We start from the raw sequence: 18,420 nt of genomic DNA on the forward strand, positions 1-18,420 counted from the left end.
TGGGCGGGCAGGGCAGAGCCCCCACGGCGCGGCGAGCACGATGATTGAGGAGTCCCATGTCGGTCGAAGAGCTCGAGCAGTTCGGACGTCCGTCCTCGGGCGGTTTCGACCGGACCCCGCCGCAGGACGTCGCGGCCGAGCAGTCCGTCCTCGGCGGCATGCTCATCTCGAAGGACGCGATCGCTGACGTCATCGAGCAGCTGCGCAGCAACGACTTCTACCGTCCCGCCCACGAGACGATCTACGACGCGATCCTCGACCTCTATGGCCGCGGCGAGCCCGCCGACGCGATCACCGTCCTCGGCGAGCTCACGAAGCGCGGCGAGGCCGGACGCATCGGTGGTGCCCCCTACCTCCACGAGCTCATCTCGTCCGTCCCGACGGCCGCGAACGCCGGGTACTACGCCCGCATCGTGCGCGAGCGTGCGATCCTGCGCCGCCTCGTCGAGGCTGGTACACGCATCGTCCAGCTCGGCTACGCCGCCGACGGCGGCGACGTCGACGAGATCGTCAACAACGCCCAGGCCGAGGTCTACTCCGTCACGGAGACGCGCGCGAGCGAGGACTACGTCGTGCTCGGCGAGGTCCTCGGCGGGACCGTCGACGAGATCGAGGCTGCCGGGCACCGCGGCGAGGGCATGGTCGGCGTGCCCACCGGCTTCGCGGACCTCGACCGCCTCACGAACGGCCTGCACCCGGGGCAGATGATCGTCATCGCGGCAAGGCCGGCAATGGGGAAATCAACTTTTGCCATAGATATTGCGCGTTCTGCCGCAATTAGGAATAATGCAACAACGTGCGTGTTCTCCCTCGAGATGGGGCGCAACGAGATCACGATGCGTCTGCTCGCTGCGGAGGCGCGCATCCACCTGCAGAAGCTGCGCAACGGCTCCCTCGGGGACGACGACTGGCAGAAGCTCGCCAACACGATGGGCAAGATCTCCGAGGCGCCGCTGTTCATCGACGACTCGCCGAACATGTCCCTCATGGAGATCCGCGCGAAGTGCCGCCGGCTCAAGCAGCGTCACGACCTCAAGCTCGTCGTCATCGACTACCTGCAGCTCATGAGCTCCGGCAAGCGTGTCGAGTCGCGTCAGCAAGAGGTCTCGGAGTTCTCGCGTGCGCTCAAGCTGCTCGCCAAGGAGCTCGAGGTGCCGGTCATCGCGCTCTCGCAGCTGAACCGTGGCCCGGAGCAGCGCACCGACAAGAAGCCCGCGATGAGCGACCTTCGTGAATCCGGCTCGATCGAGCAGGACGCCGACATGGTCATCCTGCTGCACCGCGAGGACGCCTACGAGAAGGAGTCCCCGCGCGCGGGCGAGGCCGACGTGATCGTCGCCAAGCACCGTAACGGCCCCACCGACACGATCACCGTCGCGTTCCAGGGCCACTACTCACGCTTCGTCGACATGCAGGCGTGAGCGGGCCGGCGAGGCGCTGTCGAGTCTTCGCAAGAGCGCAGTTGCGCATCGGCGACTGCAGTTCCGCGCAGTACCTGCTAGACGCTCTCTATCATAACTGTGGTGAGCCGGGTCGGTGAGTCGGAGAAGCGCCGAGTGGCTACGTCACATCTAGAATCCTGACTCATCTCTCCCGCGGGTCGCACGGGTCGTGTCAGACGCGTACGACATGATGACTTGCGTGGTGCTCCCTGTTCGAACTGTCCCGATAGCTCCTGACGACACCCCCGATGTACGCAAGGCGCGGGGGGCGTACTTCACGCCTGACGAGATCTCCTCGTTCATCGCTGAGTGGGCGATCGCGTCCGCTGACGACAGCGTGATGGAGCCGTCTGCTGGTGATGCAGCCTTCCTTGTCGCAGCCGTCAACCGACTCCGGAAGCTCTCACCTGACCCTGACTTCATTCCTGAGGTCGACGGCGTAGAAATCCACGAGTACTCGGCCCGCGGCGGTCGCGAGCGCGTACGAGACGCGGGCGGGCAGGCCCACGTGCGCGTACGCGACTTCTTCGACGTTGTCCCAAGGCCCACGTACGACGCCGTAATCGGAAACCCGCCGTACGTGCGCTATCAGGGATGGACAGGCGAGGCGCGCACAAAGTCCCGCGAGGCCGCGCTGCGAGCCGGCGTCCCCCTGACCGGCCTGGCGTCATCCTGGGCTGCGTTCACCGTGCATAGTGCCCAGTTCCTCAAGGATGGTGGCCGACTGGGTCTCGTCCTCCCTGCGGAGCTCCTCAGCGTGAACTACGCGGCACCCGTGCGCCGCTTCCTCTTTGAGCACTTCGCCACGATCGAGCTTGTCCTGTTCGACGAGCAAGTCTTCCCCGAAGCCGAAGCGGATGTCGTGCTCCTCCTCGCATCGGGCTATCGTCGGGGCCCAACAAACCACGCCATGATCCGGCAAGCACGCAACGCCGCTGACCTCGCAAGGCTCGCCGCAGGGCAGCCTTGGGTGCCGCACGACCCAGCCGGGAAATGGACGGGATCCTTGGTCGCGTCGGAGGCCACTGCGCCATTGCGCGCGCTTCTCGCGTCGGGCGCCTTCACAAACCTACAGGCATGGGGCGAGACGACCCTGGGGATCGTGACGGGCGGCAATCACTACTTTGCACTCTCCCCGGCGCGTGTCGCCGAGCTTGGCCTCTCACGGAGTGAGCTGGTACGGCTCTCCCCGCCTGGGAGTTCGCACCTGCGGGGCCTGGTCCTGTCGTCGCGCATGCTCACGAGCCTGGGGAGACTTGGCAAGGCCACGTACCTGTTCCACCCCGGCGACAACCCGTCGCCAGCCGCAATGGCCTACATTGAGGCTGGCGAGAGGACCGGTGTTAACGAGGCGTACAAGTGCCGAATGAGGAAGCCATGGCATCGGGTGCCTCTCGTGGAGCCCGCCGATCTGCTGCTGACGTGCATGAACGCCGACACGCCTCGCCTAACGACCAACCGTGCACGCGCGCACCACCTCAACTCGGTCCATGGGGTCTACCTCGCTCATGAACACCGCGAGCTCGGACTGGACCTCCTCCCGCTCGCGAGCCTGAACTCACTCACGCTGCTCAACGCTGAGATGGTCGGACGCGCGTACGGCGGCGGAGTACTGAAAATCGAGCCGCGCGAGGCGGACGTTTGGGCAATGCCTTCGCCGACGCTCGTCGCCGCGCGTGCTGAGGCCCTGCGAGCCGTTCGCGGGGCGGTCGGTCGTAGGCTCCAGGCCGGTCGGCTCCTTGAGGCCGTCGCCATGGTCGACGGAGCCCTCCTCGTCGACGAAGGCCGGGTGAGCCAAAGTGAGCTTGCCGACGTCCGGGCGGCCCGCGCTGAGATGGCCCGCAGACGCGAGGTAAGGTCCCAACGTGGCCGATGAGAAGTCGTCAAGGAAGCCCTCTGCCAAGGCTCTTGCGTGGCCGCTCTTCGACCGGATCGTTGCCGATGGACTGAATGAATGGGGCACGTACACCAACCCGTGGATCAGGCATGAGGACGGATCCCTCCATTACCAGCCGGACTATCCGACGCTCCAGCGGCTCCTCGGCGTGCCCCTGCACCTCAGGGCAGAGACGACCACCGGAGTACCCGCCCTTGCGATCGACGTATGGATTGCGTACGAATTGCGTCGCGCTGGCTTCGCACCGGACGTGGTCTGGCCGCGCGCCACGCACCCGCGGATCATGCCCTCCGCAATCACCGCACTGCTTGATGCCTTGCCAAAGGGTCAGGCCGCGGACCTCCGCGAGCGGTTGGCCAAGGAAGGCCACGTCCGGGGCGTTTCGCAGGCGAGCGCCAGCATCCTGGGTAAGAACTACCGCAAGCAGGTAGACGTCATCATCGCCGACTGGTCGACGGGACCCGAACTTCTGATCTCGACCAAGCGTATGGACTCCTCCTATGGGAAGAACGCGCCGAACCGCGTAGAGGAGTCGTACGGCGATGCTAAGAACCTACGTCTCAGGCACCCGCTCGCCGCACTGGGTTTCGCGTTCGGGCTTCGCAATGACGTGTTCGATAGGGAGCCGCTCGCCGCGGAGTGGCTCCTTGACCTTCTTGGCAAGATGGGCCGCGAGGACGACGCCTACCACGCGACCTGCGTGATCCTGATGGAGTACGGCAAGGATGTGCCTGCTCTTCCGGACACTGGCGGCGACGAAGAACGCCGCGCGGCCGCCGCGGGCCTGGAGGGTCCTCCACCCGACGACGAGCCCGTCGAGGTAACGGAGTCGGAGATGGACCGCACATTGGCGCAGCTTCCGTGGGTCCGCATTGACCACAACCGCACACCGCAGAACCTCTCGCCTGCTACGTTCCTGGCAGCCATGGCGAACCACGTGCTAGAGACAACGCCCATCAACATGCATGTTGCTGCGCGTCGGACGCGGTTCGAAGCTGCCGCATCCGATGAAGCCAACGCACTGCCAGGCGCACACCGACACAACGGAGATACGCGTTGAAACTAGAGAAGTCCGACCTCCAGCTCGAGACGATCGTCACACGCATCCGTGCCGGCGAACTGGATCTTCAGCCGAACTTTCAGCGAGGTGAGATCTGGGACACTAAACGCCGCCAACGGCTTATCGACACGATTCTGCGTGAGTGGTACGTGCCAGCGGTGCACATCGTCCTGGACTCCAACGGGGAAGAAGTCGTGCTTGACGGGCAACAACGCCTAGCTGCAATCAGGGACTTCTTCGACGATCGGGTGAAGATCGACGGCAGGATTGAACCCCATGACGAGTCGATCGCCAACCTGGACGGCTTGAACTATTCGACGCTGCCTGCTGCCACCCGGAAGCTGGTCAACCGGTTTGTCCTGCCAATCATCACGTTGAGCCATTACGGAGCGCAAGAACCCAACGAGCTCTTCTTCCGGCTCAATCAGGCCTACAATCTGACGCCTCCAGAAAAGAGAAATGCTCTTCATGGACCCGCCCGTGACCAGGTGAAGCGCCTCGTCACGACCCTCATGGATGAGGGCTTGCTCGACATCTCAACTATCGGGTTCTCTAACGGGCGCCTCGCATACGATGACATTATCGCGCGCACGTGCGTCGCCCTCGAGGTCGGAACGCTGCAACGGCATATCAACAACAACGTCGTCGAAGAGTTCTACCGCGGTGAGCCGTTTACCGATGCAACAATCAACGGGGTTCTGCTTGCTGGGCGCGAACTGCTGGCACAGATTCAGAGGGTTCCAACCCGGGTTCGATTCAACAAGGGAACCCTTCAGACCTGGCTGGTCTACTGTCACTGGGCCCCAGTATTCACGGGGCCGCTTCACGAGACCATTCTGGCAGACTTCGAGGCGGACCGCTCATCTGTCAAGGCTGGAGACCTGCCAGTGCAGAGCACAGACGCGCAGGTGCTCGCGGAAGTGCTCCGACAGTACGACGACCGCGCGTCATATCGCGTGACTGATGTGTCATCCGTGCGAATTCGCGACCTAGCTATCCACATCTACTCGCAGATTCGCTACCACACGGCGGGTAGATATGGGTCCAATGAACTCCTGGAACGACTCCGTCTGGAGCCCGATTCCACACAGTCAACTATTGCCGGATTCGTCGATTCCTCGTCCTGGGGAGCGTCGCTCGGACAGGCGGAGATGGACTGTTGAGAAGTGCTGAGGAGGCAAGGCTTTGGCCGTCTCTGAGGAGGGCTGGCGGCACGAGACCGCGAGGAGTGTTCTCCTTCGAGGGTGCGAAGATCGATCTAGGGGATCCCTGCATAGTTCTCGGTGGGCTCAACGGATCGGGAAAATCTCGGGCGCTCCGGGCGTTGGCGGATTCGCTCGGAGATAAAGGGCTGCTTGTCAATTTGCACGAGTTGTGCGAGCGGGTCTTGACTGTCTTGCGTTCGCGAGATGATTTCGTGGATATGAAGAATGAGTTCGGGCGAGTCGGTCCGGATGATAAGCGGCGAAGTGACGTAGAGCGAGCTGTCGGGCGCGAGTATGAAAGCGTCGACTGGTATGCACTCGAGATCGAGTCGAGTGACTCCTCGTACAGCGACGGGTTTGGCGGTGCTGAAGTCGAGTTGCTTCCGTACTTTGATGTCGGATACCGTGGCGTTCGATACACATCCCGCGACATGGGTCTTGGCGAGCTCTCGGTTCACCTATTGTTCTGGATCCTCGAGCAACATCGGGAGAGATCCGACATAACATTGATTCTGGATGAGCCGGATGCATACCTCCCTCCGGTCGGATCCTCGGCCCTGTTGACGCGCCTTCTGCGAGTGTGCCTCGACCGAGGCTGGCGGATTGTGGTTGCGAGCCACGCGTCGACCATGATCTCGGAGGCTCTCGCGCAGGAGGCGTTCGTCTTGCTCCGTGTGGATGAGTCGGGTAGGACGATGGCTGTTCATTCGCGTGACGACGCCTCGCTTGCGGACCTGCTAGTGGGGGATCCGGTCGTTCGAAGAGTTCTGTTTGTTGAGGACGAGTCCGCGTTTACCCTGACGAGGGTCCTTGTTGAGGTGATGGGTCAGCGGGCATCGAGAGAGACGGCGATTGTCTGGGGCGATGGATCTGGGTACATGGTAGAGCTGCAGCGCCATTTGCCGAAACCTCCCGAATCGGCGGTCCGGTTTGCCTATGTGTTTGACGGTGACAAGCGCTCTGAGGTATTTGAGTCGAAGAGTCGTCGCTGGCCAGCATTGTTTCTGCCTACAGATCTTGACCCCGATGAACTCTTCAAGTCGCTTCGGCTTGAATATGCCGAGTTAGCGCACCGTCTACGTGTCCCCGTGAGCGAGCTTCAGGCGCGGATGGATCTCCTCGAGGGCAAGGACTCCCACGATTGGGTGAACGACTTGGCAACTGCATATGGGCGCACGCGCGTTCTGAGGAGTCTTGCAGAGTTGTGGGTTGACAAGAACAGTGACCAGGCATCCGCGTTTGTCGACGATCTCCGGAGAGTGCTGTAGTTGATTTGCTCCCTGATTGCCTGCTCGCTGGGGCGGGGGCCAAGGACCACGCGACTGCACTCGACTACCCTCGAAGTCGGGAGCAGCGGCCGAGGACCGCGGCTCACATTGCCGTTATGGATCATGCCCTGATGACGCGCGGGCGGTCGTGAGGAAGAGGAAGGTGTCGACCTGCAGGATGGAGGTACCCGTGCACCCGCCTGATTGAGGGACCAACCTCTCATAATCCACGTTTGCGCCCCTCCGATCCCTGCCGGAAGATCGCGCCTCGTGCAGCGCTGCCAAAACCGTCGATCGCTCACATCGCCGCGAATGCAGGTTTGGCGCGGGCGACGGTGACGAAGCAGCTGCGACGTCACGAGGCCCTCATGGAGGGGGCTGGGGGAGACCGTTCTTTGCGTGGCGCGCCCGAGTCCCACGCAGACCACGACTTACGTGGCCACTCGCATCGTAAACCTGTGCCGAACCCACAAGCTGACCGCCCGGCAGCTCTACCTCTAGTTGCCCCGCGAGAGCCACCAGATCGCACCCGCGGCGGTCGCGCGGAGGCTGCGCCGGCTGGGCATTTTCTCGCGCCGGGACATCGACCCCACGGGCGCTACCATTCGCACCATCGCTGTGATCGCGGCTCGCTATCCGGGGCGCATGTCTGACCTGGGTGTCAAGGAGGTGGGGCGCATCTCCGACGTCGGTGGTTGGCGCGCCCACAGCCGCGGCTTCGACCAGGTGGAGCCCGTCGACCTTGGGAGGCGCAAAGGTGCTCGGGCAGAGTGTGTCCACCTGCACTCGGCCCTCCACGCCCCTTCCGCTTCGCTCCACCGAATCCCGATCCGACGCGAAGGTCAACCTGATGATCGGTTTCTGTGCCCGCGCCAGGGCGTTTTGCCGTGTGTGGCATCAGCCGGACCGAGCGGCTGGTGAATGACAACGGCTCAAACGGCCGGGCGAACGCCTTCCGCCGCGCCGTGCTCCCCCGACTCGCCGTCACCGGCGCATCCGCCCGCACACCCAAGAACAAAGGCAAGGTTGATCGCTACAACCGCACCGAGGCCGCAGCGCAGTCGGGATCCGGCCCTCGGCTTCATCTCCGACCGTGCGCCATCAACCGCATGACACAGAGTTTTTAGCGATGGAGGGCCGTAAAATAGTGGCCCTATTAGGATTGCCAATCGACGCGTCAGACGCGAACGCTGGACATTCGATTGAGCCCGGGTGTTGCCGACCTCTCACACGATGCCCCGGCATCACTTCGTGCAGCTGTGACTCGTCTAGAATCGCGCGAACTACGGTGGCGTACAGATGACGACTCCGCTTCGCGGCAACGATGCAGAGAGGCGCTGACCTACATCCAGCGGTTGCGGCGGAAGAGCAGCCACAGGCTCACGCCGAGCGCGACCATGAGCCCCAGAGCCATGGGATACCCGAGAGCCCAGTGCAGCTCGGGCATGTGGTCGAAGTTCATGCCGTAGATCGCGCCGACGAGAGTCGGCGCGAACAGGATGGCGGCCCACCCCGAGATCTTCTTCATGTTCTCGTTCTGACGCTGGTTGACGAGGGTCGCGTTCACGTTGAGGATCTGCGTGAGCGCCTCTCGCAGCTCGGCGATCGCACCAGTGACCCGCGTCAGGTTGTCGAGAACGTCCTGCAGGTACGCGTGCAGACCCGGGTGGATCTCGTGGTGGTCGGACCCTGCCTGCAAGGCTTCGACGACGTCCATCAGGGGAACGGCCGCGTGCTGCAGGTCGATGATCTCGCGCGTCAGGCGGTAGATGCGCTCGGCGACCGCGTCATCGCCGTCGAAGACCTGCCGTTCGATCGCCTCCCGGTCCGCCTCGAGGTCCGCCACGACCTGGACATAACCGCCGACGGCGGTGTTCAGGAAAGAATGGACGATCGACTCTGCGCCCAGGCGGAGCACGGCGGGGTCGCGCGTCAGCCGGTGGACATCCCCCAACGACTCGCCGTCGCGCGCCTGGCACAGGATGACGACGATGTTGGCGCGCAGCAGCAGGTGGAACTCGGTGACCCGCACATCCTCGGTGGGGTCGTCGTACGACGCGAGGCGCGCCACCACGAACAGCACGTCCCCGTAGCGCTCGAGCTTGGGTCGCTGACCTGCCTTGAGCAGGTCCTCCACGACCAGCGGGTGCAGGTCCCACGCCTGACCGAGGAGAGCGACCTGCTCCGCCGTCGGCATGTCGTACTCCAGGACCACCAACGTGTCCGGGTCAGTCGCCGCCGCAGCGAACGCTGCATCAGCCGCGTCGTCGGACGCCTCGACGCCGACCGTCTGGGACTCCAGCACCTGACCGTCGCGCAACCGGGACACGCGCAACGCTGGGAGGCGCGGTTCGTCAGGGACTACGTCGTGTCGTGCCACGAGGTCGAGGAGACGCCGCGAACGGTCGTGACGGCTGGATCTCGTAGGCATGAGCTCTCCTCGGGAGGTGGTCCCCTCGAGCCTAGCCAGCCGTTGCCCGGATCAGCCGCGGCGTCGCAGCCGGACCACCGGGATGAGGCGGTCCGTCTTCTCCTCGTACTTCGTGAACCGCGGCACCTCGCGCGTGATCAGGTCCCATGCAGCCGCGCGTTCGTCGCCGTGCAGCTCCTCGGCGTCGACCGGGAACCGCTGACCGTCCAGCTCCACGCTCACCCGGTCTGGGTGGGCGGCCATGTTCAGGTACCAGGCAGGATTCTCCACGGCGCCGTTCGCGGAGGCGACGACGTACCAGCCGCCGTCGGGCGCGCTGAACCTTGCGACCGGCGTCGTGCGCTCCTCGCCGCTCTTCCGGCCTACCGTGTGCAGCACGAGCAGGTCCATGCCCATCGCCTGCCCACCCGTCCGGCGCACGCGGCGCGTCGCAAGCTTGTTGACCAGGCGCATGACGGGTCCGCGCGGCATCGCGCCGCCACGGGTCCCGCTCGGGTGACTGAAGCTCATGGCTCTCCTCCGGCTCGTCGTGCCTCGACCTCCACTATCGCCCCGGCCCGGTGGCGCGACCACCCCGCGGGGCGACCCGCGGAGCCTCGGGATCTGGTGAGGTGCGGCGACGTCAGGCGGTCGCGCGCGTGGCCTCGGGCCGCCGGTGCTGGTCGACGACGGCGTTGAGCCGCTGCGACATGACCAGACCCAGCACGGCGAGCGCCGTGAGGAAGACGGGGAACGTCCACGTGCCGACGCCGCTCGAGAGCAGGCCGAACAGCGGCGGGGCGAGGGTCGACCCGACATACGCGGCAGCCATCTGGACGCCGATGATCGCCTGGGAGTTCTCCCGGCCGAAGTTCGCGGGCGTCGAGTGGATGATCGCCGGGTAGATCGGTGCGCAGCCGAGGCCCGCGATGACGAGCCCGGCCAGCGCGACGACGTCGGTCCCGAGAGGGAGCAACACCATGACCGTGCCGAGCCCGACCGTCGTGAAGCCCCAGCGGATGAGGAGCCGGTCCCCGATGCGGTCGGCGACGAAGCCGGCGAGGAACCGTCCGCCGGTCACGCCGAGCAGGAAGAGCGACGCGAACGCAGCGGCGGTCGCGGGCTCGACGGCGCGCTCCGTCACGAGGTACGTCGACGCCCACACCATCGCCGTCGTCTCGAGCGCGCAGTACGCGAAGAACGCGACGAGCACCGGCGCAACCCCGGGGATGCGCAGCGCACGGGCGAGGGAGAGCGGCGCAGCGTCGTCGGCTGCGGGCTCGGGCGTGGCGTCCGCGGCGTCGGGCGCGCGCAGCGCGTTGACCCTCCGCCAGAGCGGGAGCGTCGCGACGAGCGCGACCGTGAGGACGACCTGGATCAGGCCGACCGTGCGGTAGGCCCCCGACCATCCCTGCCCGGACGTGAGCGCGTAGCTCATGATGAACGGGCTGATCGACGCGCCGACGCCCCAGAAGCTGTGGAGCCAGTTCATGTGACGCGCCGCGTAGTGCAGGGCCACGTAGTTGTTGAGCGCCGCGTCGACCGCCCCGGCGCCCAGGCCGTAGGGGATCGCCCACAGGCAGATCATCCAGAACTGGTCGGACAGCGAGAACCCGATGAGTGCAGCAGCCGTCATGCCCACGCTCGTCGCGGTCACCAGGCCCGCACCGAACCGGCGGGTCAGACGGTCGGACGCGAGGCTCGAGAGGATCGTGCCGCTCGCGATGACCATCGTGACGATGCCCGCGAAAGCGAGCGGCACCCCGAGGTCCTTGTGCATGACGGGCCAGCCGGCACCGACGAGCGAGTCGGGGAGACCGAGGCTCACGAAGGCGACGTAGATGATCGAGAGGAGAGCCGCGTACATGGCGGGTCCTGCCTTTCGTGCGGGTTGCGGGGAGCCGCACCTGGCGGCCACGTGCGGTCCGAGCCTAGCGACTGTCGACGCCACGGTCGAAACGTTACGACCGCGGCGTCGGGAGAGGCCCGGCGGGCCCGGCGTGCGTCGACAGGACCGGGCGCCGACCCGGGGTGCCGCCGCCATGTCCGAATCCCGCCAGACGCAGGTGGCGGGAGGTGGTGGACTGTCCCCATGACGACGACGGCCCGCACCGACAGCGCAGCGCACCCCGCGACGGTCGCGCCCTCGCGCCCCGACGACGGCGCCGCCCCGACCGTCGCCGCCCCGACCGTCGCGGACCGAACCTTCGCCGAGCGTTACCGCGCGATCGACGCCCGCGACGCCCGCTTCGACGGCCAGTTCTTCACCGCCGTCACCTCGACCGGCATCTACTGCCGACCCTCCTGCCCCGCGCGCACACCTCGCCAGGAGAACGTCCGCTTCTACCTGACGTCGGCCGCAGCCCAGGACGCCGGCTTCCGCGCGTGCAAGCGCTGCCTGCCCGAGGCCACGCCCGGCACCCCCGAGTGGGACCTGCGCCGCGACCTCGCCGCACGCGCGATGCGGCTCGTCGCGGACGGCGTCGTCGACCGCGAAGGCGTCGACGGCCTCGCCGCCCGCCTCGGATACACGCCGCGGCACGTGCAGCGCGTGCTCACGAGCGAGCTCGGCGCCGGGCCGCTGCCCCTCGCCCGCGCCCGGCGGGCGCAGTCCGCGCGAGCGCTCCTCGTCGGCACAGACCTCCCGCTCACGCAGGTCGCGTTCGCCGCCGGCTTCGGCTCGGTGCGCCAGTTCAACGACACGGTCCGCGCGGTGTTCGACGTCAGCCCGACCGAGCTGCGCGCCCGCACGCGCCGCCCGGTCACACCCCACGCCCCGGGGAGCGCGGACCCCCACGTGCGCCTCGACGTCGAGCTGCCCGTCCGCGAGCCGTTCGACGCCGTCGGCACCTTCCGCTTCCTCGCAGCGCGTGCGGTCACGGGCGTCGAGACGGCGGACGTCGCCGACGACGACGCCCTCACCTACGCACGCACCCTCACCCTCCCGCACGGCCCCGGCGCGGTCGAGGTCCGCGCCGTGCGCGGACGCACCGGGTGGCGCCTGGCCGCACGGCTCGAACTGACCGCGCTCGCGGACGTCGCCCCCGCCGTCGCACGCGTGCGCCGCATGCTCGACCTCGACGCCGACCCGGTCGCCGTCGACACCGCGCTCGGCGCAGACCCCGACCTCGCCCCGCTCGTCGCGGCGACTCCCGGGATCCGCGTGCCCGGCGCCGTCGACCCGCACGAGCTCATCGTCCGCGCGATCGTCGGCCAGCAGATCTCCGTCGCCGCCGCACGCACCCACCTCGGCAGGCTTGCCGCCGCCGTCGGCACCCCGTACGCGTCGAGCATCGACGGCCTCACGACGCTCTTCCCTACCGCCGCCCAGATCGTCGCGAGCGTCCCCGAGCCCGTCCCGGGCGAAGCCCTCGACCCCGACCGCCCGCTGCGCCTGCCCGCCGACGCGGTCCGAGCCGTCCTCGCGACCGCCCGCGCGCTCGCGGACGGCGAGCTCGCCGTCCACGTCGGCGCCGACGCCGAGACCCTGCGCACCGAACTGCTCGCGCGGTCGCGCATCGGCGACTGGACGGCGTCGTACATCGTCATGCGCGTCCTCGGCGACCCCGACGTGTGGCTCCCGCGGGACGTCGCGCTCGTCGCCGGGGCACGCACCGCCGGCATCCTCGACAGCGACGTCAGCGTCGCCGCCGCGCACCGTGCGCTCGTCGAGCGCAGCGAACCGTGGGCGCCGTGGCGCTCGTACGCCGTCGTGCACCTCTGGCGCGCTGCCACGCAGCACGCCGCGACCACGAGCTCCGCAACCAGGAAGGACCAGTCATGACCGCCACCACCGCGCCCGCCAGCGGCACCGCCGCTGCCACCGCCGCCACGCTCGCCACCCCTGACGGGCCGTTCACCGCGCTCGTGCGCGACGGCGCGGTCCTCGCCTCAGGCTGGACCGACGAGATCGCTGACCTCGTCGCGCTCGTCCACCCGACCCTGCGGCCGGCCGTCGTCGAGACCGTCCCGACGACGGCCGGCCGCGTCGCCGACGTCGTCGCGGCAGTCACCGCCTACTACGAGGGCGACCTCGACGCGCCTGCACGCGTGCCCGTGCACCAGGCGTCCGGCGAGTTCCTGATGCACGCGTGGGACGCGCTGCGCGCCGTCGCGCCGGGTGAGGCGATCACGTACACGCAGTACGCCGCGCGCGCCGGACGCCCACTCGCCGTGCGCGCCGCCGCAGGCGCCTGCGCGATGAACGCCGCCGCACTGTTCGTGCCCTGCCACCGCATCGTGCGCACCGACGGCAGCCTCGGCGGCTTCCGGTACGGCCTGCCGATCAAGCGCAGCCTGCTCGACCGCGAGGCGCGGGGTGCCGGAGCCGTCGCAGAACGTAGTCCCGAGCAGGTGCTTGCGGCTACTTCGTCGGCTTCACGGTGACGGTCTTCGAGACCGCCCCGGGGAGGCGCTTCGAACCCTCGTAGACCGCGCGCACCTTGATCCTCCCCGTCGGCTTCACCGGTAGGGTGACGGTGGTCCGGCCGTTGTCGGACGCCTTCAGCCTCGCCGTCGCGACCGAGCGACCGTTGACGTAGAACCGCACCGTCCCGGTGACGGGGATCGCCGTCGTCGCGTGCGGCACCGAGACCGTCACCTTCGGTCGAGCGCCCTTGGCGAACGGCCGGACCTTGACGGTAGGGCGACCCGACAGCTTCGTCGTGACGACGTTGACGTGCACAGGCTTCGCCACGGCGCCCTTGTCATACTCGCTGGCGACTCGGCGGACGCTGATCGTGTGGCGGCCGGGCTTCCCGAGGACGTGCAGCTTGACCCGGTAAGTCTTCGGGCCGCGCTTCTGTTCGACGTGGCGCACAGACCCGAGCCACACGGTGGGGGCGTACTCCCCGTCGACACGGATCTCCAGTTCCCCGGTCAGGGGTCCCGTGACGGTGATGAGCGCCGTCGCGTTGTCGTACCGCTCGATGGTCGTCTGTTCGAGGCGGACCTTCACGGTCGAGGCGCGGCGCGTGACCGAGACCCGCTTCGAGAGCGGCGACGACACGGTGTGGTGGTACTCGTCGCCCTGGAGGCGGAACCGGTAGGGGCCGTAGGTGCCGATGTCCGTCACTTCGATCGCGCAGAGCTTCGAATCTGAGACCCACATGGCGGGGCCGAGCACCTTGCCCGAGCGATCGAGCACCTCGGCCCGGGCCGTAGCGTGAGCCCCCAGCCGAGCGCCGCTGACCTGGGCGCACATCATCGCGTACCCGTCCCAGTCCCACTCGCGAGTCGTGAAGCCGGCTGTCGGGCGTGAGATCGTCGGGCGAAGCTTCCTCTCGCTGTACGACACGACGGCGTGCCTGCCGAGGTCGACGTCCTCACCTGCGCGCACGGTCGTCCCGGCAGTGATCGTCTGTGGGTGGAACCATCCGCCGACGTGGATCCGGTACGTCCCCGGAGCGAGCGCGTCGACCGTCACGCGCCACCCACCCGAGACGCGCTCGTCCTGCCTGCCGTGGTGGGCAGTTCGCCACTTGCCGTCGACGAGCTGCTCGACGCCGTAGTCCACCGTGCGCGTGTCGGCGACCGCGCTCATGGCCGTGAACGAGATCGAGGCTGGAGACCATGCCGTGAGCCGCACGATCGGGTTGAGCCCGGGAGCGACGAGGACTAGCTTCTCGACGGAGGCCGGGCCGTTGAACAGATCGACGGTGTACAGGCCCGCGGCCGGAACCGTGAACGTCGCCTCGCCGGCAGGGTTCGTCTCGGCCTCCCGGACGTCCCAGCCCGTGGAGTAGGTCGTCCGTATCGAGACGTTGGCACGCTCCACCGGGATCCCACGGCTCGTCTCGACGATCACGGTCACCGTGAGGGGGGCCGCGCTCGCGGGGGGCGCCGTGCTCAGCCCGGAGAGGAGAAGCATGACGACGGCGAGCATCGCGGTCGCAGAGCGACGGGCTGTCGCGTCGTGTCGCATGGGGTTCCTCTGGGCGTGGCTGGCGGGTCGGCGACCACGGTATCGGTCAGAGGGATAGCAGGGAAAGGCTGGTCAGAGCGTTGCTCGGGAAGGAGCCGACCCATCGGGGCCTGTGGGCCGGACATGCCTCGGACCTAGACTCGCCACTAAGGTCGTGACCCGGCGTGCCGGGCGATCCGCGACCCGCCCTTCCCACTGCAGGAGAGCGCTGATGCTGCCCTGGACCTCGCGCACGACCCACCTCGCGTGGCTCGACCAGCACACCCGTGACCTCCTCGACTTCGGCCGCGGTGGCCTCGTCGCACCGGGTGGCGGGGCCGCCTACCTCGACGACGACGGCCGTCCCGACCCGAGCCAGGGCGTCCAGGCGTGGATCACGTGCCGCACCGTGCACGTGTACTCGCTCGGTGCGATGCTCGGCGTGCCTGGCTGCGCCCCCGTCGCGGCAGGCGCGCTCGCGGGCCTCACGGGGGTGCTTCACGACGACGAGCACGGCGGCTGGTTCCACGCCGTCGACGCGGCGGGCGTCCCGGACCGCGCGTCGGGAAAGTCCTGCTACGACCATGCGTTCGTGCTGCTCGCGGCGTCGAGCGCCTTGCTCGCCGGGCTGCACCGCGCGCGCGAGCTGCTCGACGAGGCGTGCGCCGTCTACCTCGACCGGTTCTGGGACGACGACGCCGGACGCGCCGTCGACACGTGGGACGTGACGTTTACCGAGCTCGACGGCTACCGCGGCATCAACGCGAACATGCACTCGGTCGAGGCGATGCTCGCCGTCGCCGACGCGACCGGAGACCCGGCGTGGCGCGAGCGCGCCGCCCGCATCGCCGCGTTCGTCGTCGAGCTCGCGGGCGCGCACGACGGCCGCCTGCCTGAGCACTTCGACGCCGCGTGGACCGCGGACCTCGAGCTCAACGCCGACCGCCCCGGCGACCAGTTCAAGCCTTACGGCGCGACGATCGGGCACGGCCTCGAGTGGTCCCGGCTGCTCCTGCACGTCGAGGGCGCGCTCGGCGACGACGCGCCGGCGGAGCTGCTGCCCACAGCGGTGGCGCTTTTCGAGCGTGCCGTCGCCGACGGCTGGGCCGCCGACGGCGCCGAGGGTTTCGTCTACACGACCGGCTGGGACGGCACGCCCGTCGTGCGCGACCGCATGCACTGGGTCGCCGCCGAGGCGACCGCCGCCGCCGACGCGCTCCACCGCCGCACCGGCGAGCAGCGCTACGCCGAGCTCTACGCCACGTGGTGGGACCACGTCGTCACCCACGTCGTCGACCACGAGCGCGGCTCGTGGCACCACGAGCTCGACCCGACGCTCGCACCCGCGGGCACCGTGTGGCCGGGCAAGCCGGACCTCTACCACGCGGTCCAGGCAACCCTCCTGCCGCGGCTCCCGCTCGGCCCGTCGATCGCCCGCGCCGTCGCGGACGGACAGGTGGCCGGTCTGGGGCTCGGGAGCTAGGCGCGTCCGCGGTCTACCGTGATCCCGTGGCAGCTCGACCCGGTGACGAGACGGACGCCGTCGTGCTGCGGTGGGCGCCCGTCGGCGAGGGCGGCCGCGTCGCGCGCCGGACGTCCTGGTGGTGGGAGGTCGCCCGCGCCCGCGTCCAGGGACGCGCGCCGCAGCGCTTGTTCCACGCGAGCCTGCAGGTCACGGCGGCGGGCCTCCGGCACGACGTCGAGCTCGTCCCCGCCTGGGGGACGAGCGAGCGGGACCGCGGCGCCGTCGCGCAGGGGCCCGTGGGGGCGCGCTGGCTCGGGCGCTCGCGGTTCTTCCGCTACGAGGTCCGCACCTGGCCCGACCGGCCGGCGCGTCCCGGCACGTTCCACGAGCTCAGCCGGGATCCCGACGTCGTCGCGCAGGTCCTCGTGACGGCACCGCAGGTGCCGCTGCTCGTGTGGGGGCGTGCCGCCGGACCCTCGGGCGACATGTGGAGCTCGAACTCGTTCGTGTCGTGGCTGCTGGCCGTCGTCGGCCTGCCGACCGACGTGCCGCCGCCCGACGGCGGCTCCGCACCTGGCTGGACCGCGGGCGTCGAGGTCGCGCACCTCGGGTCCGGCTGACACCCGGCCAGCCCGCCGCGGACGCGCGATGATGGACCAGGCCGGGCGTGCGCCCGACCGCCCGCAGACCTGAGGAGACGACGTGCGAGCAACGATCATGTACGGCGCTGGAGACGTCCGCGTGGAGGAGGTGCCGGACCCGACGATCGTCGAGCCGACCGACGCCGTCGTGCGCGTCGTGCGCGCGTGCGTGTGCGGCTCTGACCTGCACCCCTACCGCTCGATGCCCGCGGGGCGCGGACGGCCCATGGGGCACGAGATGATCGGCGTCGTCGACGCCGTCGGCGGCGACGTGACGACCGTCGCCCCCGGCGACTTCGTCATCGCGCCGTTCACGTACTCGGACAACACGTGCACGTTCTGCCGCGAGGGCGTCCACACGTCGTGCAAGCACGGCGGCTACTACGGCTCGAACGGCGTCGGCGGCGCGCAGGCCGAGGCCATGCGCATCCCGCAGGCGGACGGCACGCTCGTCAAGGCGGGCATCGCCCTCGAGGACGCCGACGACGCGCTCCTCGCCTCCCTGCTGACGCTCTCCGACGTGTACCTCACCGGGTATCACGCCGCGCACATGGGCCGCGTGCGGCCCGGACAGATCGTCACGGTCGTGGGCGACGGCGCGGTCGGGCTCAGTGCCGTCCTCGCCGCGCACGAGCTGGGCGCCGAGCGCATCATCCTCATGGGCCGCCACCTGGCCCGCACGGACCTCGGGCGGGAGTTCGGCGCGACCGACGTCGTCGCTGAGCGCGGCGACGAGGGCGTCGCGCGCGTCATGGACCTGACCGACGGCGAAGGCGCGCACGTCGTGCTCGAAGCCGTGGGGCACATGCCCGCGTACGAGCAGTCGTACCGGGTCGTGCGGCCCGGCGGCGTCATCTCCCGCGTGGGGGTCCCGCAGTACGAGGAGGCGCCGGTCGGCTTCCCGTCGCTGTTCGGCCAGAACGTCACTCTCACCGGCGGCGTCGCGCCCGTCCGGGCCTACCTGGATGACGCCGTCGGCCGCGTGCTGTCCGGGGCGATCAACCCGGGCCGCGTGTTCGACCGGACGGTCACCCTCGACGACGTCGCCGAGGGCTACCGGCTCATGGACTCGCGCGAGGCGCTCAAGGTGATGGTCAAGCCCTGAGCCCGGTCGCGCTCCGAGCCCGGTC

Annotated in this window: 14 protein-coding genes; 10 read left to right on the top strand and 4 right to left on the bottom strand. The window is 68.5% G+C overall.

Annotated features, from left to right (window positions below):
* Positions 1 to 56: 56 nt before the first annotated feature.
* From dnaB to HF995_RS05895, 5 genes are all read left to right on the top strand, one after another.
* A complete protein-coding gene (gene dnaB, locus HF995_RS05875) occupies positions 57 to 1,421 on the top strand; it encodes a replicative DNA helicase (protein WP_168446797.1) in 1,365 nt (454 codons plus the stop codon).
* A 220-nt stretch (positions 1,422 to 1,641) separates the two neighbouring features.
* The gene (locus HF995_RS05880) at positions 1,642 to 3,318 is read left to right on the top strand and encodes an HsdM family class I SAM-dependent methyltransferase (protein ID WP_350308752.1); all 1,677 of its coding nucleotides are present in this window, start codon (positions 1,642 to 1,644) and stop codon (positions 3,316 to 3,318) included.
* Entirely contained in the window at positions 3,308 to 4,399 is a 1,092-nt protein-coding gene (locus tag HF995_RS05885; protein WP_168446798.1) for a hypothetical protein, read from the top strand. The genes HF995_RS05880 and HF995_RS05885 overlap by 11 nt, the downstream gene beginning before the upstream one ends.
* Complete coding sequence (locus HF995_RS05890) at positions 4,396 to 5,562, top strand: DUF262 domain-containing protein (protein WP_168446799.1); 1,167 nt, start codon at positions 4,396 to 4,398, stop codon at positions 5,560 to 5,562. The genes HF995_RS05885 and HF995_RS05890 overlap by 4 nt, the downstream gene beginning before the upstream one ends.
* A 65-nt stretch (positions 5,563 to 5,627) precedes the next feature.
* Positions 5,628 to 6,872 (top strand): hypothetical protein, encoded by a 1,245-nt coding sequence (locus HF995_RS05895; protein WP_168446800.1) that lies wholly within the window; start codon positions 5,628 to 5,630, stop codon positions 6,870 to 6,872.
* 1,342 nt (positions 6,873 to 8,214) lie between these two features.
* On the opposite strand, the gene HF995_RS05900 is transcribed toward HF995_RS05895, so the two are convergent.
* The 3 genes from HF995_RS05900 to HF995_RS05910 all read right to left on the bottom strand — a co-directional run bounded on the left by HF995_RS05900 (position 8,215) and on the right by HF995_RS05910 (position 11,149).
* On the bottom strand, positions 8,215 to 9,201 hold the full coding sequence (locus tag HF995_RS05900) for a magnesium and cobalt transport protein CorA (protein WP_210727079.1): 987 nt from the start codon (positions 9,199 to 9,201) through the stop codon (positions 8,215 to 8,217).
* 153 nt (positions 9,202 to 9,354) lie between these two features.
* Positions 9,355 to 9,813, bottom strand: coding sequence for a nitroreductase/quinone reductase family protein (locus HF995_RS05905; RefSeq protein ID WP_168446802.1), 459 nt, complete (start codon positions 9,811 to 9,813; stop codon positions 9,355 to 9,357).
* Between the two features lie 112 nt (positions 9,814 to 9,925).
* Entirely contained in the window at positions 9,926 to 11,149 is a 1,224-nt protein-coding gene (locus tag HF995_RS05910; protein WP_168446803.1) for an MFS transporter, read from the bottom strand.
* 225 nt (positions 11,150 to 11,374) lie between these two features.
* Here HF995_RS05910 and HF995_RS05915 point away from each other — a divergent pair, with 225 nt between their 5' ends.
* Complete coding sequence (locus tag HF995_RS05915) at positions 11,375 to 13,066, top strand: AlkA N-terminal domain-containing protein (protein ID WP_168446804.1); 1,692 nt, start codon at positions 11,375 to 11,377, stop codon at positions 13,064 to 13,066.
* A complete protein-coding gene (locus HF995_RS05920; protein WP_168446805.1) occupies positions 13,063 to 13,668 on the top strand; it encodes a methylated-DNA--[protein]-cysteine S-methyltransferase in 606 nt (201 codons plus the stop codon). Before HF995_RS05915 ends, HF995_RS05920 begins: the two co-directional genes overlap by 4 nt.
* On the opposite strand, the gene HF995_RS05925 is transcribed toward HF995_RS05920, so the two are convergent.
* Complete coding sequence (locus tag HF995_RS05925) at positions 13,646 to 15,205, bottom strand: Ig-like domain-containing protein (RefSeq protein ID WP_168446806.1); 1,560 nt, start codon at positions 15,203 to 15,205, stop codon at positions 13,646 to 13,648. The genes HF995_RS05920 and HF995_RS05925 overlap by 23 nt on opposite strands.
* 211 nt (positions 15,206 to 15,416) lie before the next feature.
* Between HF995_RS05925 and HF995_RS05930 the strand changes: the two genes are divergently transcribed.
* The 3 genes from HF995_RS05930 to HF995_RS05940 all read left to right on the top strand — a co-directional run bounded on the left by HF995_RS05930 (position 15,417) and on the right by HF995_RS05940 (position 18,395).
* Complete coding sequence (locus HF995_RS05930) at positions 15,417 to 16,667, top strand: AGE family epimerase/isomerase (RefSeq protein WP_168446807.1); 1,251 nt, start codon at positions 15,417 to 15,419, stop codon at positions 16,665 to 16,667.
* A gap of 26 nt (positions 16,668 to 16,693) precedes the next feature.
* Positions 16,694 to 17,269: a hypothetical protein gene (locus HF995_RS05935; protein WP_168446808.1), complete on the top strand. Its 576-nt coding sequence runs from the start codon at positions 16,694 to 16,696 to the stop codon at positions 17,267 to 17,269.
* 82 nt (positions 17,270 to 17,351) lie between these two features.
* Positions 17,352 to 18,395, top strand: a complete 1,044-nt coding sequence (locus HF995_RS05940; RefSeq protein ID WP_350308753.1) for a zinc-binding dehydrogenase — start codon at positions 17,352 to 17,354, stop codon at positions 18,393 to 18,395.
* The last annotated feature ends 25 nt before the right edge of the window (positions 18,396 to 18,420 follow it).

Source organism: Sanguibacter hominis ATCC BAA-789, from assembly GCF_012396185.1.
Classification (GTDB): domain Bacteria; phylum Actinomycetota; class Actinomycetes; order Actinomycetales; family Cellulomonadaceae; genus Flavimobilis; species Flavimobilis hominis.

What these genes read in the sequence shown, in the direction of transcription:
- dnaB (WP_168446797.1), top strand. Translation starts at nt 57, where the DNA reads ATGTCGGTCGAAGAGCTCGAGCAGTTCGGACGTCCGTCCTCGGGCGGT.
- HF995_RS05905 (WP_168446802.1), bottom strand. Translation starts at nt 9,813, where the DNA reads ATGAGCTTCAGTCACCCGAGCGGGACCCGTGGCGGCGCGATGCCGCGC.
- HF995_RS05920 (WP_168446805.1), top strand. Translation starts at nt 13,063, where the DNA reads ATGACCGCCACCACCGCGCCCGCCAGCGGCACCGCCGCTGCCACCGCC.
- HF995_RS05910 (WP_168446803.1), bottom strand. Translation starts at nt 11,149, where the DNA reads ATGTACGCGGCTCTCCTCTCGATCATCTACGTCGCCTTCGTGAGCCTC.
- HF995_RS05915 (WP_168446804.1), top strand. Translation starts at nt 11,375, where the DNA reads ATGACGACGACGGCCCGCACCGACAGCGCAGCGCACCCCGCGACGGTC.
- HF995_RS05930 (WP_168446807.1), top strand. Translation starts at nt 15,417, where the DNA reads ATGCTGCCCTGGACCTCGCGCACGACCCACCTCGCGTGGCTCGACCAG.
- HF995_RS05925 (WP_168446806.1), bottom strand. Translation starts at nt 15,205, where the DNA reads ATGCGACACGACGCGACAGCCCGTCGCTCTGCGACCGCGATGCTCGCC.